Genomic DNA, 16,012 nt, shown 5'->3' on the forward strand with positions numbered 1-16,012 from the left:
CCACGAAGGGGCTCCGCCGCTGGCCGCCGACTGCGCGCCAGCGCGTTCCGCCCGAATCCCGGAACCATGCGCTTGCTCACGGATTGACCACGCAATTGATGACAACGTTGTCCCCACCTGGCGCCGGACTCTCTCCCCGGCCTCCCAGGTGCCTCCGTCCGGCCCCTCCCGTCGCCTTCCCCGGCGACGCCCGGACCTGCGTCACGCGCGGCGCCATCGGGGCCCGCGCGCCCTTTGATCGGAGACACACCATGTACGACCCGATTGTGCGCAGTGCCGAACGTTCCACCCGAAGCTGTCGTCCCCGCCGCCTGGCCTGGCTGCTTGCCCTGGCCGCCGGTGCCGCCAGCCTGCCGGGCCTGGCCCAGGCCGCCAGCTGTGCCGGCGTGGCCGAATGGGACCAGGCCAAGATCTATCGCGCCGGCGACACCCTGCAGAAGGGCGGCGTGCTGTACCGGGCAAACCAGGACATCTGGAATGCCCCGCCAGACCATCCGGCCGGTGCGCCCTACTACACCAACCTCGGTGCCTGCGATGGCGGCGGCGTCAACCAGCCTCCCGTGGTCAGCCTGACCTCACCGGCCAATAGCGCTACCTTCAGCGCCGGCAGCACCATCAACGTCACCGCCAACGCCAGCGACCCGGACGGCAGCGTCAGCAAGGTGGAATTCTTCCGCGACGGCAGCTCGATCGGCGTGGATACCAGCGCTCCCTACAGCGCCAGCTGGGCCAATGCCAGCGCCGGCAGCCACACCCTGCGCGCGGTGGCCACCGACAACAACAACGCCACCACCAGCACCCCGACCATCACCATCACCGTCAACGCCGCCAGCGGCGATACCACCGCACCCAGCGTACCCGGCGGGCTGGCGGTGGGCACCCGTACCGCCAGCAGCATCGCGCTGAGCTGGAGTCCGTCCACCGACAACACCGGTGGCAGCGGCGTGGCCGGTTACGATGTGTACCGCAACGGCAGCCTGGTCGGTTCTCCGTCCAGCACCAGCTACGTCGATGGCGGCCTGACCGCATCCACCACCTACCGCTACCGTGTGCGTACCCGCGACAACGCCGGCAATGCGTCCGCCCAGGGCACGGAAATCAGCGCCACCACCCTGGCCGGCGACGGTGGCGGCACCGGCAAGCGGGTCATCGGCTACTTCACCCAGTGGGGCATCTACGGCCGCAACTACCGGGTGAAGAACATCGACAGCAGCGGTTCCGCCGCGCGGCTGACCCACATCAACTACGCCTTCGGCAACGTGCGCAACAACCGCTGCGAAGTGGGCGTGACCCAGCCGTCGGATCCGAACAGCGGCGCCGGTGGCGATGCGTTCGCCGATTACACCAAGGCCTTCAGCGCCGCCGAGAGCGTCAGTGGCAGCGCCGATACCTGGGACCAGCCGCTGCGCGGCAACTGGAACCAGCTCAAGCAGCTCAAGGCCAAGCATCCGGGTCTGAAGGTGCTGATCTCGCTGGGTGGCTGGACCTGGTCGCGTGGATTCTCCAGCGCGGCCCGTCCGGAGAACCGTCAGGCCTTCGTCGCCTCCTGCATCGACGCCTACATCAAGGGCAACCTGCCGGTGACCGACGGCGCCGGCGGCACGGGCGCAGCGCTGGGCGTATTCGACGGCATCGACATCGACTGGGAATACCCCGTGGCCTGCGGCATCGAGTGCGGCAAGCCCGAGGACAACGCCAACTTCACCGCACTCATGGCCGAGTTCCGCCGCCAGCTCGATGCGGTGCGTCCGGGCCTTCTGCTGACCGTGGCGGTGGGTGCCGGCATCGACAAGATCCGCGTCACCGACCCGGCGGCCTATCACCCGTACCTGGACTACATCAACGTGATGACCTACGACTTCCACGGTGCGTGGGATGCAAGGACCAATCACCAGTCGGCACTGTTCGATTCGCCGAATGATCCGTCCACCGGCGACCAGAAGCTGTACAACAGCAACGACGCCATCGAGGCCTTCATCAGCCGGGGTGTGCCGGCCGCCAAGCTCAACCTGGGCATCGGCTACTACGGACGTGGCTGGACGGGCGTGGCCAATGCCAACAATGGCCTGTACCAGACCGCCTCAGGCGCCGCACCGGGCACCTATGAGGCCGGCATCGAGGACTGGAAGGTACTGAAGAACCTGGCTTGGCCGGGCTACACCGACAACACCGCCGGCGCCACCTGGATCTACAACGGCAGCACGCTGTGGAGTTTCGACACTCCGGCCAACATCACCCGCAAGATGGGCTACGTGAAGACCCAGGGCCTGGGCGGCGCGTTCGTCTGGGAATTCAGTGGTGACGATGCGCAGGGCACGCTGACCAAGGCCGTCAGCGATGGTCTGAAGTAAGGAAAAGGCCGGGGGCGCCGTGCGCCCCCAGCCTTGACCGGATGAGGCATCCGCCGGGCATGGCCCGGCGATATCCCGGTCAGCGCTGGGCCGACAGTTTCTCCAGCGCCGCACGCAGCTGCGCCGGCGGCAGGTAGCCGCCCAGCTGGGTGCCATCGGGCGCGAAGATCGCCGGGGTACCGTTCACCCCCAGCTGCTGTCCGAGCGCGTACTGCATCGCCACCGGATTGGTGCAGTTCTTCGCCGGCACGGTTCCGCCACGCTTGGCATTGGTCAGCGCCTGGCGGCGATCGGCTGCGCACCAGACCGAAATCATGTCGGTGTAATCCTTGCTGCCCAGTCCCATGCGCGGGAAGGCCAGGTACTCGACGCTGATGCCGTTGCGGTTGAGTTCGGCGATGTCCTGGTGCAGCTTGCGGCAATAGCCGCACTCGATGTCGGTGAACACGCTGACCGTGTACTTGGCGTTGGGCGCGGCGAACACGATGCGGTCGCCGTGGTTGGCCTTGGCCAGCAGCGCGCGACGGTAACCGAGCAGGCCCTCGCTGTTGGCCGGCCCCTTGGCCCGGGTGTCATAAGGCTGCGACTGGAACAGGTAGCGGCCGTCGTCGGAGACATACAGCAGCTGACCGGAGACCACCACCTCGCGGAAACCGGGGAAGGGCGCGGCGCCGATGTAATCCACTTCGAAACCGGGGTTGAGCGCGGTCAGCGCGGCGCGCACCGCCTGCTCTGCCGGACCATTGGCAGCCGGGGTGGCCCGGGCGGAGGCGGCGGCAGGCGCCTTGGCCGCAGGGGCCGGCGGAGCCGGCTGTGCGCAGGCCGTCAGGCTGAGCGCGCCGAACACGGCGGCGATGGCGAATCGGAGCATGGAGCATTCCGCAGCAGAAGAGGACCACCGATTCTGACACAGCCGCCCGGGGCGGCGCCGTGGCCCGCTGACGGAAGCCGGACGGGGTTCATCCAGGCCGCTCAACCACGGGGATGGTGGCGAGCGTGCAGCTTCTGCAGGTGTTCACGCGCCACCAGCGTGTAGATCTGGGTGGTCGACAGCGAGCTGTGGCCAAGCAGCATCTGCAGCGCACGCAGGTCCGCGCCACGGTTGAGCAGATGGGTGGCGAAGCTGTGCCGCAGGCCATGCGGGCTGATGCGGGCCGGATCGATGCCGGCGACCTGCGCGTGGCGCTTGACCAGATGCCAGAACGCCTGCCGCGTGAGCGCGTGCAGCCGGGGCTCGATGAACAGCGGCGTCTGCCCATCGGCGAGTGCCTGCACCCTGCCCTTTCCCACCAGCTGCGGCCGCGAATGCTGCAGGTAACGCTCCAGCCAGTGCTGTGACTCCTCGCCCAGCGGCACCAGCCGCTCCTTGCTGCCCTTGCCGGTCACCCGCAGCACGCCCTGCCGCAGGTTCACCGCCGTTGCCGGCAGCAGTACCAGTTCGCTCACGCGCAGGCCCGCGGCGTACATGAGCTCCAGCATGGCCCGATCGCGCAGCCCCAGCGGACTGCCGACATCCGGCGCGGCCAGCAACGCATCGATCTGGCTTTCGGCCAGCGCCTTGGGCAGCAGGCGTGGCAGCTTCGGCGGATCCAGCAGAGCGCCTGGGTCCTCGCTGCGCTCGCCGCGACGCACGCCATCGGCGAAGAACGCACGCAGCGCCGACAGCAGGCGCGCATTGCTGCGTGGCGACCAGCCATGGCGCGTGCGCCAGGCCAGGTAGTCGAACAACCCGGCGCGTTCGACGCCGGCCAGGCCCCCTTCGCGGCCGTCCAGCCAGCGTGCCAACCCTTCCAGATCGCGACGGTAGCTGTCCAGGGTGGCCCTGGCCAGACCGTTCTCCGCCCAGATGGCATCAAGGAAGCGCTGGATGCGCATGCTGTCGTCGGCACGCAGTGCAGGCAGTTGCTGGACCAGCTGACGGCGCTCGGCGGGGGTGGAAATGACGGCCATGCGTGGAGGATACGAGGGTGACTGCGGACGCGGCCAGCTTTGCGTATGCTCGGCGCATGTCCAGCCCTGCCACCGACGTGTCTTCCACTGCCACGCCCGAGGCGCAGCGCCCCCGTGCGCTGCTGCCGTGGCGCGTGCTGGCGATGGTCTACGACGCGCTGCCCGTGCTCGCGCTGTGGATGCTGGCCGGCACGGCGTTCACCCTGGCCTACACCTTCAGTGGCCATGCACAGCGCGAGAACATCGCGCCCTTCAGTGCCTGGCAATGGCTGTTGTGGGCGGTGTGCTGGGTCGTAACCGGGGCCTATGCAACCGCCAGCTGGCGCCGGGGTGGGCAGACCCTTGGCATGCGGCCGTGGCGGCTGAAACTGGTGTCGGCCGACGGCACCGCGCTGCGGCGCGCGCAGCTGTGGCTGCGGTTTGCGGTGGCAACGCTGTCGCTGCTGCTGGGCGGGCTGGGCTTCTGGTGGGCCCTGCTGGATCGCCAACGCCTGGCGTGGCACGACCGTGCCAGTGGCACGCGTCTGGTGCGGATGCCCAAGCGCTGAAGTGTCCTGCTGGCGCCGGGCATGGCCCGGCGTTGCCGGAATCAGCCCGATTTCCGCCGGAACAGCAGGCCTGACACCACCAGCATCACGATCGGCGGCAGCGCGTAGGCGATGCGGTAATCAAACTTCAGTGCGCCGGCCATGCGCCCGAAGAACAGCTGCAGCAGCCAGAAGCCCAACGCGAACAGGATGCCGAGGAACAGGCGCTTGCCCATGCCACCACTGCGCAGCGAACCAAACGCGAACGGCACGGCGGCCAGGCACAGCGCCAGTACGTTCACCGGGTAGAACCAGCGGCTCCAGTACACATCCTCGAAATCACGCGCATCCAGGCCGTTGCGCTCGCGATAGGCGATGCTCGTGCTCAGTTCGGACACGCTCAGGTTGCGCGGCTTGGCGATACCGGTCGCCAGTGCCGCCGCGTCCAGCTTGGAATTCCAGGGCTCGCGCGCCACTTCCTCGCGCGTTGCCGAGCGCTCGCCGAAGGTATCGCGGCGCACGCCGGTCAATACCCAGCCGTCCTTGTCATGTTCGGCAGTGGCGGCGTGGGTCAGGGATGCGATCCGCCCGTCTTCGGCGATCCGGTACAGGCGGACGTCACGCAGGATCAATCGCGTTCCCGTGTTGCCGACCAGCTGTTCCTCACCGCTCTGCGCGTTGAGGAAGGTATCGCCTTCGCGTGCCCACATGCCGGAATAACGGGCCACGGCCATGTCCTGGCCCCATTTGGCACTCATCTTCAGCGAATCGGCACGGTTCTGCCCCCACGGGCCCAGCGTCTCGGCGCTGAACACCATCACTGCGGTCAGCAGCGACAGGGCAATCGCCACCGACACGCTCAGGCGTTTGCGGGACAGGCCCAGCGCACGCAGCGCGGTCAGTTCGGAGGTCGCCGCCAGCTGGCCCAGCCCCATCAGCGCGCCGATCACCGCCGCAGTCGGGAAGAAGGTGTAGGCGCGGCGTGGCACCGTATACAGCACCCACGCCGCAGCGTGTCCCAGGGTGTAGCCGTTCTTGCCGATGTCCTTGAACTCGCCGGAGAAGGCCATCACCACGTCCAGGCCGGTCAGCACCGCCCAGGTCAACAGCACGGTGCCGAACACCGCGCGCCCGAGGTAGAAATCGAACCGCATCGGTCGCAGCATCATGCGCGGGCCCCCTTGGGCAGGCTCATGCGTCCATCACGCGCATACATCCAGACCGCGAACGCCAGCAGTGGCAGGGTCAGCCACCACAGGCCCAGCATCGCCGGCAGCTTGCCACTGGCGATCCAGCCGGCGCCGATGAACGTCAGGTTGGTGCCGACCATGTAGGCCAGCAGGGCCAGCATCATGCGCCCGTAGCGCTGCTGGCGCGGCGAGCTGCGCCCCAGCGGCACGGTCAGCAGGGCGAACGCCAGGGCGATCAGCGGCGGGGCCAGCCGGCGATGCAGTTCGGCCTGGGCCTGGGTGCGGCCGTCGCCCAGCAGCTGCAGGGTCGACATCAGTTCCGGATCGTCATCCTTGCGGGTCTGCGCACCGTCAGGCAGGGCCACATCGTTGCGGGCGAAGGTGGCCAGCCGGTAATCCAGCGCACCGGCCAGCGGACCCTCGACCTGGTGGCCCTTGTCCAGTTCCAGGAAGCGCTGCCGCTCGCCCTCGAAGTACATGCGGCCGCTGGCGGCAGAGACCACTTCCAGCCGGTCGTCCTTGGCACGCTGCAGGAACACCTTGCCCAGTTGGGTGCCATCGGGCGAAATCGAGGACAGGTAGACCACGCCGCCGTTGGGCAGCGGGGTGAAGCGCCCGGGTTCCAGGCCGGCCATCAGTACGCTGCGGTTGGCGTCCTGGATCATCTGCTCGGCGGTGCGTGAGGCCCACGGCCCCAGCCACAGCGAACAGGCGCCCACCACCGCCACCACCGGCACCACCAGCATCAGCAGCGGCCGCAGCAGGCGCCTGGGGCCTACGCCGATGGCGGTGATCACCGCCATTTCCGAGTCGCGGTAGAGGCGGGCGATCGCCAGCAGCAGGCCCAGCATCAACGCCAGCGGCAGGATCAGCGGCATGTAGACGATGAACTGCAGCGCCAGCTGCGAGAACAGCAGCCTGGCCGGCAGGCGCCCGTCGGCGATGTTGCCGAGGATGTCCACCAGCACGCCGCCCACGCTGACCACCAGCAGGACGATCAGGGTGGCCAGGAAACTCTGGACGAAATCGCCCAGCAGGTAGCGGTCGAGCTTCAACATGGGGCGGTGGTTTAAACTCTGGGGTTCGTTCGCGGTGCCGCCCAGTCTAGCGTCTGGGCGTAAACGGTCCGCGATTGTACGGACTTGCCAATGGAATCTGCTCAATGGCTCTCGAATTCACCCTGAACCACCTCGCCCCGGCCGCCGCCCCCGTTGACTGCCTGGTGGTCGGCGCATACGCCGACCATACCCTGACTCCGGCCGCACAGGCGCTGGATGCCGCCAGCGGCGGCCGCCTGTCGGCCCTCGCCCAGCGCGGCGACCTGTCCGGCAAGACCGGTGCCACCAGCCTGCTGCACGACCTGCCGGGCGTGGCAGCGCCGCGCGTGCTCGTGGTCGGGCTGGGTGAAGCCGCCCGCTTCGGCGTGCCGCAGTACCTGAAGGCCGTAGGCGACGCCGTTCGCGCGCTGAAGGCAGGCGCCACCCGCAGCGCGCTGTTCACCCTGTCTGAAGTGGCTGTGAAGGAGCGCGATGCGGCTTGGGCGATCCGCCAGGCAGTGATCGCCGCCGATCACGCGGCGTACCGCTACACCGCCACGCTGGGCAAGAAGAAGGCCGATGATGCCGGGCTGGCCCAGCTGGCCATCGCCGGTGACGACGCGCAGGCCCTGGCCCAGGGCCAGGCCATCGCTGCCGGTGTCGAGTTCGCCCGCGAACTGGGCAACCTGCCGCCGAACTACTGCACCCCGGCCTACCTGGCCGAAGTCGGCGTGAAGTTCGCCAGCGAGCATGACGGCGCCGAGGCCGAGATCCTCGACGAGACACAGATGGAAGCCCTGGGCATGGGCTCGCTGCTGGCCGTGGCCCGTGGTTCGGCCAATCGCCCGCGCCTGGTCGTACTGAAATGGACCGGTGCCGGCGACGCCAAGCCCTATGTGCTGGTCGGCAAGGGCATCACCTTCGATACCGGTGGCGTCAACCTGAAGACCCAGGGCGGCATCGAGGAAATGAAGTACGACATGTGCGGCGGCGCCAACGTCATCGGCACCTTCGTCGCTGCGGTCAAGGCCAGGCTGCCGGTGAACCTGGTGGTGGTGGTGCCGGCCGTGGAGAACGCCATCGACGGCAACGCCTACCGCCCGTCCGACGTCATCACCTCGATGTCGGGCAAGACCATCGAAGTCGGCAACACCGACGCCGAAGGCCGCCTGATCCTGTGCGATGCGCTGACCTACGCGCAGCGCTTCGAGCCGGCCGCGCTGGTCGACGTCGCCACCCTGACCGGCGCCTGCATGGTCGCCCTCGGCCACCAGACCGCGGGCCTGATGAGCAAGCACGACGACCTGGCCAACGAGCTGCTGGCCGCCGGCGAGCACGTGTTCGACCGCGCCTGGCGCCTGCCGCTGTGGGATGAGTACCAGCCGATGCTGGATTCGACCTTCGCCGACGTCTACAACATCGGCGGCCGCTGGGCCGGCGCCATCACCGCCGGCTGCTTCCTGTCGCGCTTCGCCGAAGGCCAGCGCTGGGCTCACCTGGACATCGCCGGCGTCGCCAGCGACGAGGGCAAGCGTGGCATGGCCACCGGCCGCCCGGTCGGCCTGCTGAGCCAGTGGCTGCTGGACCAGGCCGCCCGCGCCTGATGCTGTACCAGACCCTGGCCGGCCACCGCCGGCCAGGGCCTCGCCCGGCCAGACCGGGCCCCCGCCTGTTCCGGACCCTGCCATGCCCCGCGCCGACTTCTACCTGATCGCCAAGCCCCGTTTCCTGACCGAGCCGTTGCGCCTGGTCTGCGAGCTGGCACGCAAGGCCAACGATGCCGGCCTGTTCACCCTGGTGCTGGCGCGCGACCAGGCCCAGGCCGAGGAACTGGACGAACTGCTGTGGGCGTTCGATGACGACGCCTACATCCCGCATCAGATTGCCGGCGAGGACATGGACGAGGAAGAAGCGCTGGTGCTGATCGCCGTGCCCGGCACCGAGGCGCCGGCCCGCCCGCTGGTGATCAACCTGCGCGACGACCCCTGGCTGGGCCAGTGCGAGCGCGTGCTGGAAGTGGTCCCGGCCGACCCTGAAGCGCGCGAACCGCTGCGCGAACGCTGGCGCCAGTACAAGGCCGCCGGTTACGACCTGAACAAGCACGACATGTGAGCGCCCCGCGGCCCCCTTGATGGGCCACCCCTGCGCCCTGATCCTTCAACGATTACCTCCTGGTTCCCCCGCATGACCCAACTCGCCTCCAGCTACGACCCGAAGTCCTTCGAGACCGACCTCTACGAGGCCTGGGAGAAGGCCGGCCACTTCAAGCCGTCCGGCCAGGGCGAGCCGTACACCATCCTGCTGCCACCGCCGAATGTGACGGGCACGCTGCACATGGGACACGCCTTCCAGCAGACCCTGATGGATGCGCTGGTGCGTTACCACCGCATGCGCGGCTACGACACGCTGTGGCAGGTCGGCACCGACCACGCCGGCATCGCCACCGAGATGGTGGTCAGCCGCAACCTGGCGCTGGAAGGCAAGGGCGAAACCCGTGACTCGCTGGGCCGCGAAGGCTTCATCGGCAAGGTCTGGGAGTGGAAGCAGCAGTCCGGCGACACCATCGAACGACAGATGCGCCGCCTCGGCACGTCGGCCGACTGGTCGCGCAGCACCTTCACCATGGACCCGCAGCCCTCGGCGGCGGTGATCGAGGCCTTCGTGCGCTGGCATGAGCAGGGCCTGATCTACCGCGGCCAGCGTCTGGTCAACTGGGATCCGGTGCTGAAAACCGCCATCTCCGACCTGGAAGTGGAGAGCGCCGAAGAAGACGGTTTCCTGTGGTCGATCGCCTATCAGCTCGATGACGGCCTCAGCTACGAGCACGTCGAGCGCGACGCCGACGGTAACGAAACCCTGCGCGAGACCCGCGATTACCTGGTGGTGGCCACCACCCGCCCGGAGACCCTGCTGGGCGACACCGCCGTGATGGTGCATCCGGAAGACGAGCGGTACGCGCACCTGATCGGCAAGACCGTGGTGCTGCCGCTGACCGGCCGCCGCGTGCCGGTGATCGCCGATGATTACGTGGACCGCGCGTTCGGTACCGGCGTGGTCAAGGTCACGCCCGCGCATGACTTCAACGATTACCAGGTCGGGGTGCGCCACAGCCTGCCGATGATCAACCTGTTCACTCCGGTGGCGGCGCTGAATGAGAACGCCCCGGAACGCTTCCAGGGCCTGGACCGCTATGAAGCACGCAAGGCCGTGCTGTCCGAGCTGGAAGACCTGGGCATCCTGGTCGAGACCAAGGCGCACAAGCTGCAGGTGCCGCGCGGCGACCGCACCGGCCAGGTGATCGAGCCGTACCTGACCGACCAGTGGTTCGTGAAGATGGACGAGCTGGCCAAGCGCGGCCTGGAGCTGGTCGAGGGTATCGATGGGAAGCCGGGCAGCATCTCCTTCGTGCCGCCGAACTGGATCAACACCTACCGTCACTGGATGGCCAACATCCAGGATTGGTGCATCAGCCGCCAGCTGTGGTGGGGCCACCGCATTCCGGCGTGGTTCGACGCTGCCACCGGCACCTGCTACGTCGGTCGCAGCGAGGATGAGGTGCGGGCAAAGCACAAGCTCGGCAGCGATGTCGTGCTGAACCAGGAAAGCGACGTGCTGGAAACGTGGTTCTCCTCCCAGCTGTGGCCGTTCTCCACCCTGGGCTGGCCGAACGAACAGGCCATGGCCGAGCGTGGCTTCGACCGCTACCTGCCGTCGTCGGTGCTGGTCACCGGCTTCGACATCATCTTCTTCTGGGTGGCCCGCATGATCATGGCCACCGACAACCTGACCGGAAAGATTCCGTTCAAGGACGTCTACTTCACCGGCCTGATCCGCGACGGACAAGGCCAGAAGATGTCCAAGAGCAAGGGCAACGTGCTCGACCCTCTGGACATCATCGATGGCATCAGCAGCGATGACCTGGTCGCCAAGCGCACCGGCGGCCTGATGCAGCCGAAGATGGTGGAGAAGATCGAGAAAGCCACGCGCAAAGAGTTCCCGGACGGCATCGCCGCCCACGGCGCCGACGCGCTGCGCTTCACCATCGCGGCGCTGGCCACCCATGGCCGCGACATCAAGTTCGACATGAACCGTGCCGAAGGCTACAAGAACTTCTGCAACAAGCTGTGGAATGCCAGCCGCTTCGCGCTGATGAACACCGAAGGTGCGGCGTTCAGCGGCGTGCCGACACCGCGTACCGATGCCGAGCGCTGGATCCTTGCACGCCTGGCGGCCACCACCGCTGAAGCGCAGGGCCACTTCGCCGCCTACCGCTTCGACCTGCTGGCGCAGTGCCTGTACGAGTTTGCCTGGAATGCGTTCTGCGACTGGTTCCTGGAACTGAGCAAGCCGGCCCTGAGCGGCAGCGACGCAGCGGATGCCGAAAGCACCCGCCACACCCTGTTGTACGTGCTGGAAGCCCTGCTGCGCCTGCTGCACCCGTTGACGCCGTTCATTACCGAGCAGCTGTGGCAGCAGCTCGCCCCGCGCCTGGGCCTGGCCGAAACCACGCTGTCGCTGCGCCCCTACCCCACCGCAGCCGAGTTCCAGGGCGATTTCGCCCAGGCCGAGGCCGACGTCGAATGGCTCAAGGCGGTGATCAGCGCGGTGCGCCGCGTGCGCAGCGAACTGAACGTCGCACCGTCCAGGCTGGTGCCCCTGCGCCTGCAGGCCGGCCAGCAGCAGGATCGTGCCCGCGTCGAACGCTTCAGTGCGTCGCTGTCGTTCCTGCTGAAGCTGGACAGCGTGCAGTGGCTGGGCGAAGGCGAAAGCGCTCCGCCTGCGGCCGCCGCCATCGTCGGTGAGTTGAAGCTGCTGGTGCCGCTGGAAGGCCTGGTCGATCTGGATGCCGAACGTGCACGCCTGGACAAGGAGATCAAGCGCGTGGAAGGCGAGCAGGAGAAGAGCGAAACCAAGCTGGCCCGGTTCACCGACAAGGTGCCGGCTGCGGTGGTCGAGCAGGAGCGCGTGCGCCTGGCCGACTGGAACACCCAGCTGGCCGGCCTGCGCGAACAACGCGCGAAGCTGTAACAGCCGACCGGCGGGTGCGGATCCAGGTCCGCACCCGCCCAGGTCTTTTGGCATCATCAGCGGATGCCGCTTTCGATCTTCCTGCTGGTTCTCGCCGCTGCCGCGCTGCATGCCAGCTGGAACGCCATCGTCAAGCGTGGCGCCGACAAGCTCCTCGGCACCGTGCTCGTCACCGGCGGCGCCGCACTGCTGTCCGCCGCGCTGCTGCCTCTCCTTCCTCTGCCGGACGTGACCAGCTGGCCGTGGCTGGCGGCCTCGGTACTGCTGCAGGTGGTCTATTACGCGCTGGTCGCGCGCTGCTATCAGCAGGTGGACATGAGCCTGGCGTATCCGCTCATGCGCGGTTGCGCACCGATCCTGGTCGCGCTGGCTGGCACCGTGCTCGGCGAATCACTGCCCGCAGCGGCGTGGCTGGGCGTGGCGCTGGTCAGCAGCGGCATCCTGGCCATGGCACTGGGCGCGCGCGCAGGCCAGCTCGGCCTGCCGCTGCTGACGGCGACGATGATCGCAACCTACACCCTGGTCGATGCGCACGGCGCGCGCCTGTCGGGCAGCCCGCTGGCCTACACGTTGTGGCTGTTCCTGCTGTCGGGCATCCCGCTGCCGCTGTGGGCGTTGTACACCCGCCGCAGCGCGGTGCTGACCTATGCGCGCCAGCATTGGCCGCTGGGCCTGGCCGGCGGCGTGGGCACCACGGCGTCCTATGCGATGGCACTGTGGGCGATGACCCAGGTACCGGTCGCGATGGTGTCGGCCCTGCGCGAGTCATCGATCCTGTTCGCCCTGCTGATCTCGGCATTCCTGCTGCGCGAACGGATACCGCGCGTGCGCTGGCTGGCGGCGTCGCTGATCGTCAGCGGAGTGCTGGCCCTGCGGCTGGCGTGAGCCACACGTGCCCGCCAAGGTTGGCACCTGCCGCCAGCGCCCGGCCGTACCAGCGGGCAACGCGGCGCATCCCGGTTACAGCGGCGGCATCGTCTGCAGGTCGCCCTCGACCAGCTCGATCGCCATCACCACCGCGTCCTCGCGTCCCTGCGCGGCCGGGTAATAGCGCGGACGCCGGCCGATCTCGTTGAACCCTTCGCTGTGATACAGCGCCAGCGCCGGCGCATTGGACGGGCGCACTTCCAGGAACACACGCTGGGCACCGCGATCACCAGCCAGCTGCACCAGCGCACGCAGCAGCTGCCGCCCCAGCCCGCGTGACTGCACCAGCGGATCGATGCAGATGTTCAGCACATGCGCCTCGTCGGCAGCGATGCTCAGCACGCCGTAGCCGAGCAGCTGGCCATCGCGCTCCATCGCCAGACCGGGATAACCCGCACGCAGGCAATCGATGAATATGCCGCGGGTCCACGGGAAGGGATAGCCACGCACCTCGATCGCCATCACCTCGGCAAGATCGCTCTCGCGCAGCGCCCGCAGGCGCACCGGACCGGGCTGGCTGACCGCACTCACGGCACGCCCCGCTTGCGCAGGGCGCGCAGCTGCGGCCACAGCGCGCGCTTGGCGGCTGGATCACGGCGCAGCTGCTCCAACGGCCAGCTGTCCATCAGCGCCTGCGTCGCGGCATCGTTCGGATTGCAGCCGGACGCGCGCAGCAGCGCGATCTGCAGGCGATCAGGCAGACGTACCGCCGGCTGCCGGGTGGTGCCCGCCGAGGCTGCGCGTGCCGCCTGAGGTTCGGTTGCCGGCACCACGGCGGGCGCGGTGCGAGGCGGCGGCGACGGACTCCGCGGCTGGCGCGGTGCCGGCTCCACCGCTGCCGGTTCGGGCGGGCGTGACGGAGACTGCGCTGCCGGGCTGGCCGCATCGGCGTCGGCCACGCTCAGCTGCAATGCAGCGTCCAGCTCCGCGGCGAGCTGGCCGTCGTGATAGACGGTATAGCCCATCGCCTGCAGCCAGGCCTGCTGGGCCGGTGACCACAGCACGGGCAGATCCTGGCTCACGCGGCCTCGGACTTCTTGCGCAGGCGCTGCACCGCCCACATCACCGGGCCGGACAGGGCATACAGGATGCCCACGGCGAACAGGACGCGCGGCAGGTCGATCACCGCGATCGCGATGGCCATCGGTACCAGTGCCAGGACCAGGAACGGCACCCGGTCGGAACGGGAATCCTTGGCGGCACCGCCCTTGAAGCTCCAGAAGCGGATGCGGCTGACCATCAGCAGCGCAGCGACCAGCGTCACCGCCAGCGCCACATAGCGCAGCTGATTGCCATCCCAGCCCAGGTTGCCATCGGCGAAGGCCCAGACGAACGACATCATCAGCCCGGCAGCGGCCGGGCTGGCCAGACCGACGAACCAGCGCTTGTCCACCACCGCGACCTGGGTATTGAAGCGGGCCAGACGCAGCGCCGCGCATGCGGCGTACAGGAAGGCCACGGCCCAGCCGACACGGCCCAGCAGGGGATCATCGAATTTCAGCCAGGACAGCGACCAGTGGTACATCACCAGTGCCGGCGCCATGCCGAAGCTGACCAGGTCGGCCAGCGAATCGTACTGCACGCCGAACTCGCTGCTGGTGCCGGTCAGGCGCGCGACACGGCCATCCAGGCCGTCCATCACTGCCGCCACGAACACCGCGATGCTGGCATTGACGAAATCCCCGTTGGCAGCGGCGATGATCGCGTAGAAGCCCGCGAACAGGCCCGCAGTGGTGAACAGGTTGGGCAGCAGGTAAATCGTGCGCGAACGCGGCGGCGGTGTGATCGGGTCCATGGAATCCAGTTTAATCGACTTGCCAGCGGTCGGTGCCAATGCTGCAATCGGCGTTCTACGCCCATTCTGCGGAGTTTGCCATGCGTGCCCTGTCCTGCCTGGGATGCCTGCTGCTGTTGGCCAGTTCCAGTGCCATGGCCGGCCCCGTCTACAAGTGGAAGGACGCCAACGGCGTCACCCAGTATTCGGAAACCCCGCCAGCAGGCAGGACCTACGAGACCCGGGCGCAGGCGCGCTCGGCGCCATCGGCTGACAGCGCCGAACGCCCGGCCGCACCCGTACCGGAGCAGTGCAGCACCGCCCGTGCCAACCTGGCCCTGCTGGAAGGCTCCGGCCAGGTGATGCAGGACACCGACGGCGACGGCAAGGGCGACACCGTACTGACCGCGGAGCAGCGCACCGCGCAGAAGGGACTGGCTGAAGCCAGCATCAAGGCCTACTGCCCAGCAGCCGGTTGAGGGCTCGGCAGGGCTGCGCCCTGCACCTGCTTCAGACAACGGCAACGTCAAATGCCAAAGCGGCTCTGGTTTTCTGCTGGTCTGGCGGGGCGGTGTGGGCTGGCAGGACACGCCGTAAACCCATCCATGGGGGCTCGATGGCGCCATCCGTGGCGCCAACGGTCCTGCCAGCCCACACCGCCCCACCCCCGACAGGTTCCTGGTGACGGCGGGCCATCCATGCCATGCGTGGATGAAATCCATTGAAATCGAATATTTCGAGAATGGATCGAACAGCAGCCGAGCATGGCTCGGCTCTACAGAAGTGCGGGCAGGTCGCAGAGATCCGTCGAAGGCGGGGTGGGTCCGGTGGCAGGGGTGTGAGCGGCATGGATGCCGCGACCAAGCCCCCATGGACGGGTTTACGGCGTCCCCTGCCACCGGACCCACCCCGCCATCCCACAGGAAGCCCGCTGTTGCTGTTGCTGTTGCTGTTGCTGTTGAAGTTGCAGTTGCAGTTGCAGTTGCAGTTGACGTTGCCTGAGGCGGGTGCAGGGCGCAGCCCTGCCGATACCCTCCTCCCGCCCGGGCTGGCAGGACACACCACCCCACCCCCGACAGGTTCCTAGTGACGGCGGGCCATCCATGCCATGCGTGGATGAAATCCATTGAAATCGAATATTTCGAGAATGGATCGAACAGCAGCCGAGCATGGCTCGGCTCTACCGAAATGCGGGCAGGTCGCAGAGATCTGTCGAAGGCGGGGTGGG

The 16,012-nt window shown here is 68.0% G+C and carries 14 protein-coding genes; 7 read left to right on the forward strand and 7 right to left on the reverse strand.

What is annotated here, in order from left to right; translation table 11 throughout:
* Positions 1-251: 251 nt before the first annotated feature.
* On the forward strand, positions 252-2,351 hold the full coding sequence (locus N7367_RS18390) for a glycosyl hydrolase family 18 protein (RefSeq protein ID WP_279942954.1): 2,100 nt from the start codon (positions 252-254) through the stop codon (positions 2,349-2,351).
* Positions 2,352-2,430: 79 nt separating this feature from the next.
* Here the strand turns inward: N7367_RS18390 and N7367_RS18395 are convergent, their stop codons facing one another.
* Both N7367_RS18395 and xerD read right to left on the reverse strand, forming a co-directional pair.
* Positions 2,431-3,222: a DsbC family protein gene (locus N7367_RS18395; RefSeq protein WP_065175338.1), complete on the reverse strand. Its 792-nt coding sequence runs from the start codon at positions 3,220-3,222 to the stop codon at positions 2,431-2,433.
* 101 nt (positions 3,223-3,323) lie between these two features.
* Positions 3,324-4,301: a site-specific tyrosine recombinase XerD gene (xerD, locus tag N7367_RS18400; protein ID WP_053516940.1), complete on the reverse strand. Its 978-nt coding sequence runs from the start codon at positions 4,299-4,301 to the stop codon at positions 3,324-3,326.
* A gap of 56 nt (positions 4,302-4,357) precedes the next feature.
* On the opposite strand from xerD, the gene N7367_RS18405 reads away from it, so the two are divergent.
* On the forward strand, positions 4,358-4,849 hold the full coding sequence (locus tag N7367_RS18405) for an RDD family protein (RefSeq protein WP_065175339.1): 492 nt from the start codon (positions 4,358-4,360) through the stop codon (positions 4,847-4,849).
* Between the two features lie 41 nt (positions 4,850-4,890).
* Here N7367_RS18405 and lptG read toward each other — a convergent pair whose 3' ends face one another.
* A complete protein-coding gene (gene lptG, locus N7367_RS18410) occupies positions 4,891-5,997 on the reverse strand; it encodes an LPS export ABC transporter permease LptG (protein ID WP_053516943.1) in 1,107 nt (368 codons plus the stop codon).
* Complete coding sequence (lptF, locus tag N7367_RS18415; protein WP_053516945.1) at positions 5,994-7,076, reverse strand: LPS export ABC transporter permease LptF; 1,083 nt, start codon at positions 7,074-7,076, stop codon at positions 5,994-5,996. The genes lptG and lptF overlap by 4 nt, the downstream gene beginning before the upstream one ends.
* Before the next feature lie 104 nt (positions 7,077-7,180).
* Between lptF and N7367_RS18420 the strand changes: the two genes are divergently transcribed.
* The 4 genes from N7367_RS18420 to N7367_RS18435 all read left to right on the forward strand — a co-directional run bounded on the left by N7367_RS18420 (position 7,181) and on the right by N7367_RS18435 (position 12,968).
* Positions 7,181-8,659: a leucyl aminopeptidase gene (locus N7367_RS18420; protein ID WP_111186579.1), complete on the forward strand. Its 1,479-nt coding sequence runs from the start codon at positions 7,181-7,183 to the stop codon at positions 8,657-8,659.
* Between the two features lie 82 nt (positions 8,660-8,741).
* Entirely contained in the window at positions 8,742-9,167 is a 426-nt protein-coding gene (locus tag N7367_RS18425) for a DNA polymerase III subunit chi (protein ID WP_004154132.1), read from the forward strand.
* A gap of 72 nt (positions 9,168-9,239) precedes the next feature.
* Positions 9,240-12,083, forward strand: coding sequence for a valine--tRNA ligase (locus N7367_RS18430; protein ID WP_279942955.1), 2,844 nt, complete (start codon positions 9,240-9,242; stop codon positions 12,081-12,083).
* A 63-nt stretch (positions 12,084-12,146) separates the two neighbouring features.
* Entirely contained in the window at positions 12,147-12,968 is an 822-nt protein-coding gene (locus N7367_RS18435) for an EamA family transporter (protein WP_279942956.1), read from the forward strand.
* 75 nt (positions 12,969-13,043) lie between these two features.
* Here N7367_RS18435 and rimI read toward each other — a convergent pair whose 3' ends face one another.
* Genes rimI through pssA form a run of 3 tightly spaced genes read right to left on the reverse strand, consistent with a single transcriptional unit; the run spans position 13,044 to position 14,805 of the window.
* Positions 13,044-13,541, reverse strand: a complete 498-nt coding sequence (gene rimI / locus N7367_RS18440; protein ID WP_053516950.1) for a ribosomal protein S18-alanine N-acetyltransferase — start codon at positions 13,539-13,541, stop codon at positions 13,044-13,046.
* Positions 13,538-14,032 carry a hypothetical protein gene (locus tag N7367_RS18445; RefSeq protein ID WP_279942957.1) on the reverse strand — a complete coding sequence of 165 codons (495 nt, stop codon included), beginning with the start codon at positions 14,030-14,032 and terminating at the stop codon, positions 13,538-13,540. The genes rimI and N7367_RS18445 overlap by 4 nt, the downstream gene beginning before the upstream one ends.
* Positions 14,029-14,805 carry a CDP-diacylglycerol--serine O-phosphatidyltransferase gene (gene pssA, locus N7367_RS18450; protein WP_053516952.1) on the reverse strand — a complete coding sequence of 259 codons (777 nt, stop codon included), beginning with the start codon at positions 14,803-14,805 and terminating at the stop codon, positions 14,029-14,031. The genes N7367_RS18445 and pssA overlap by 4 nt, the downstream gene beginning before the upstream one ends.
* Before the next feature lie 80 nt (positions 14,806-14,885).
* Between pssA and N7367_RS18455 the strand changes: the two genes are divergently transcribed.
* Positions 14,886-15,263 carry a DUF4124 domain-containing protein gene (locus tag N7367_RS18455; protein WP_197572565.1) on the forward strand — a complete coding sequence of 126 codons (378 nt, stop codon included), beginning with the start codon at positions 14,886-14,888 and terminating at the stop codon, positions 15,261-15,263.
* The last annotated feature ends 749 nt before the right edge of the window (positions 15,264-16,012 follow it).

Origin of the sequence: Stenotrophomonas sp. GD04145, from assembly GCF_029835135.1 — a bacterium.
Classification (GTDB): domain Bacteria; phylum Pseudomonadota; class Gammaproteobacteria; order Xanthomonadales; family Xanthomonadaceae; genus Stenotrophomonas; species Stenotrophomonas maltophilia_P.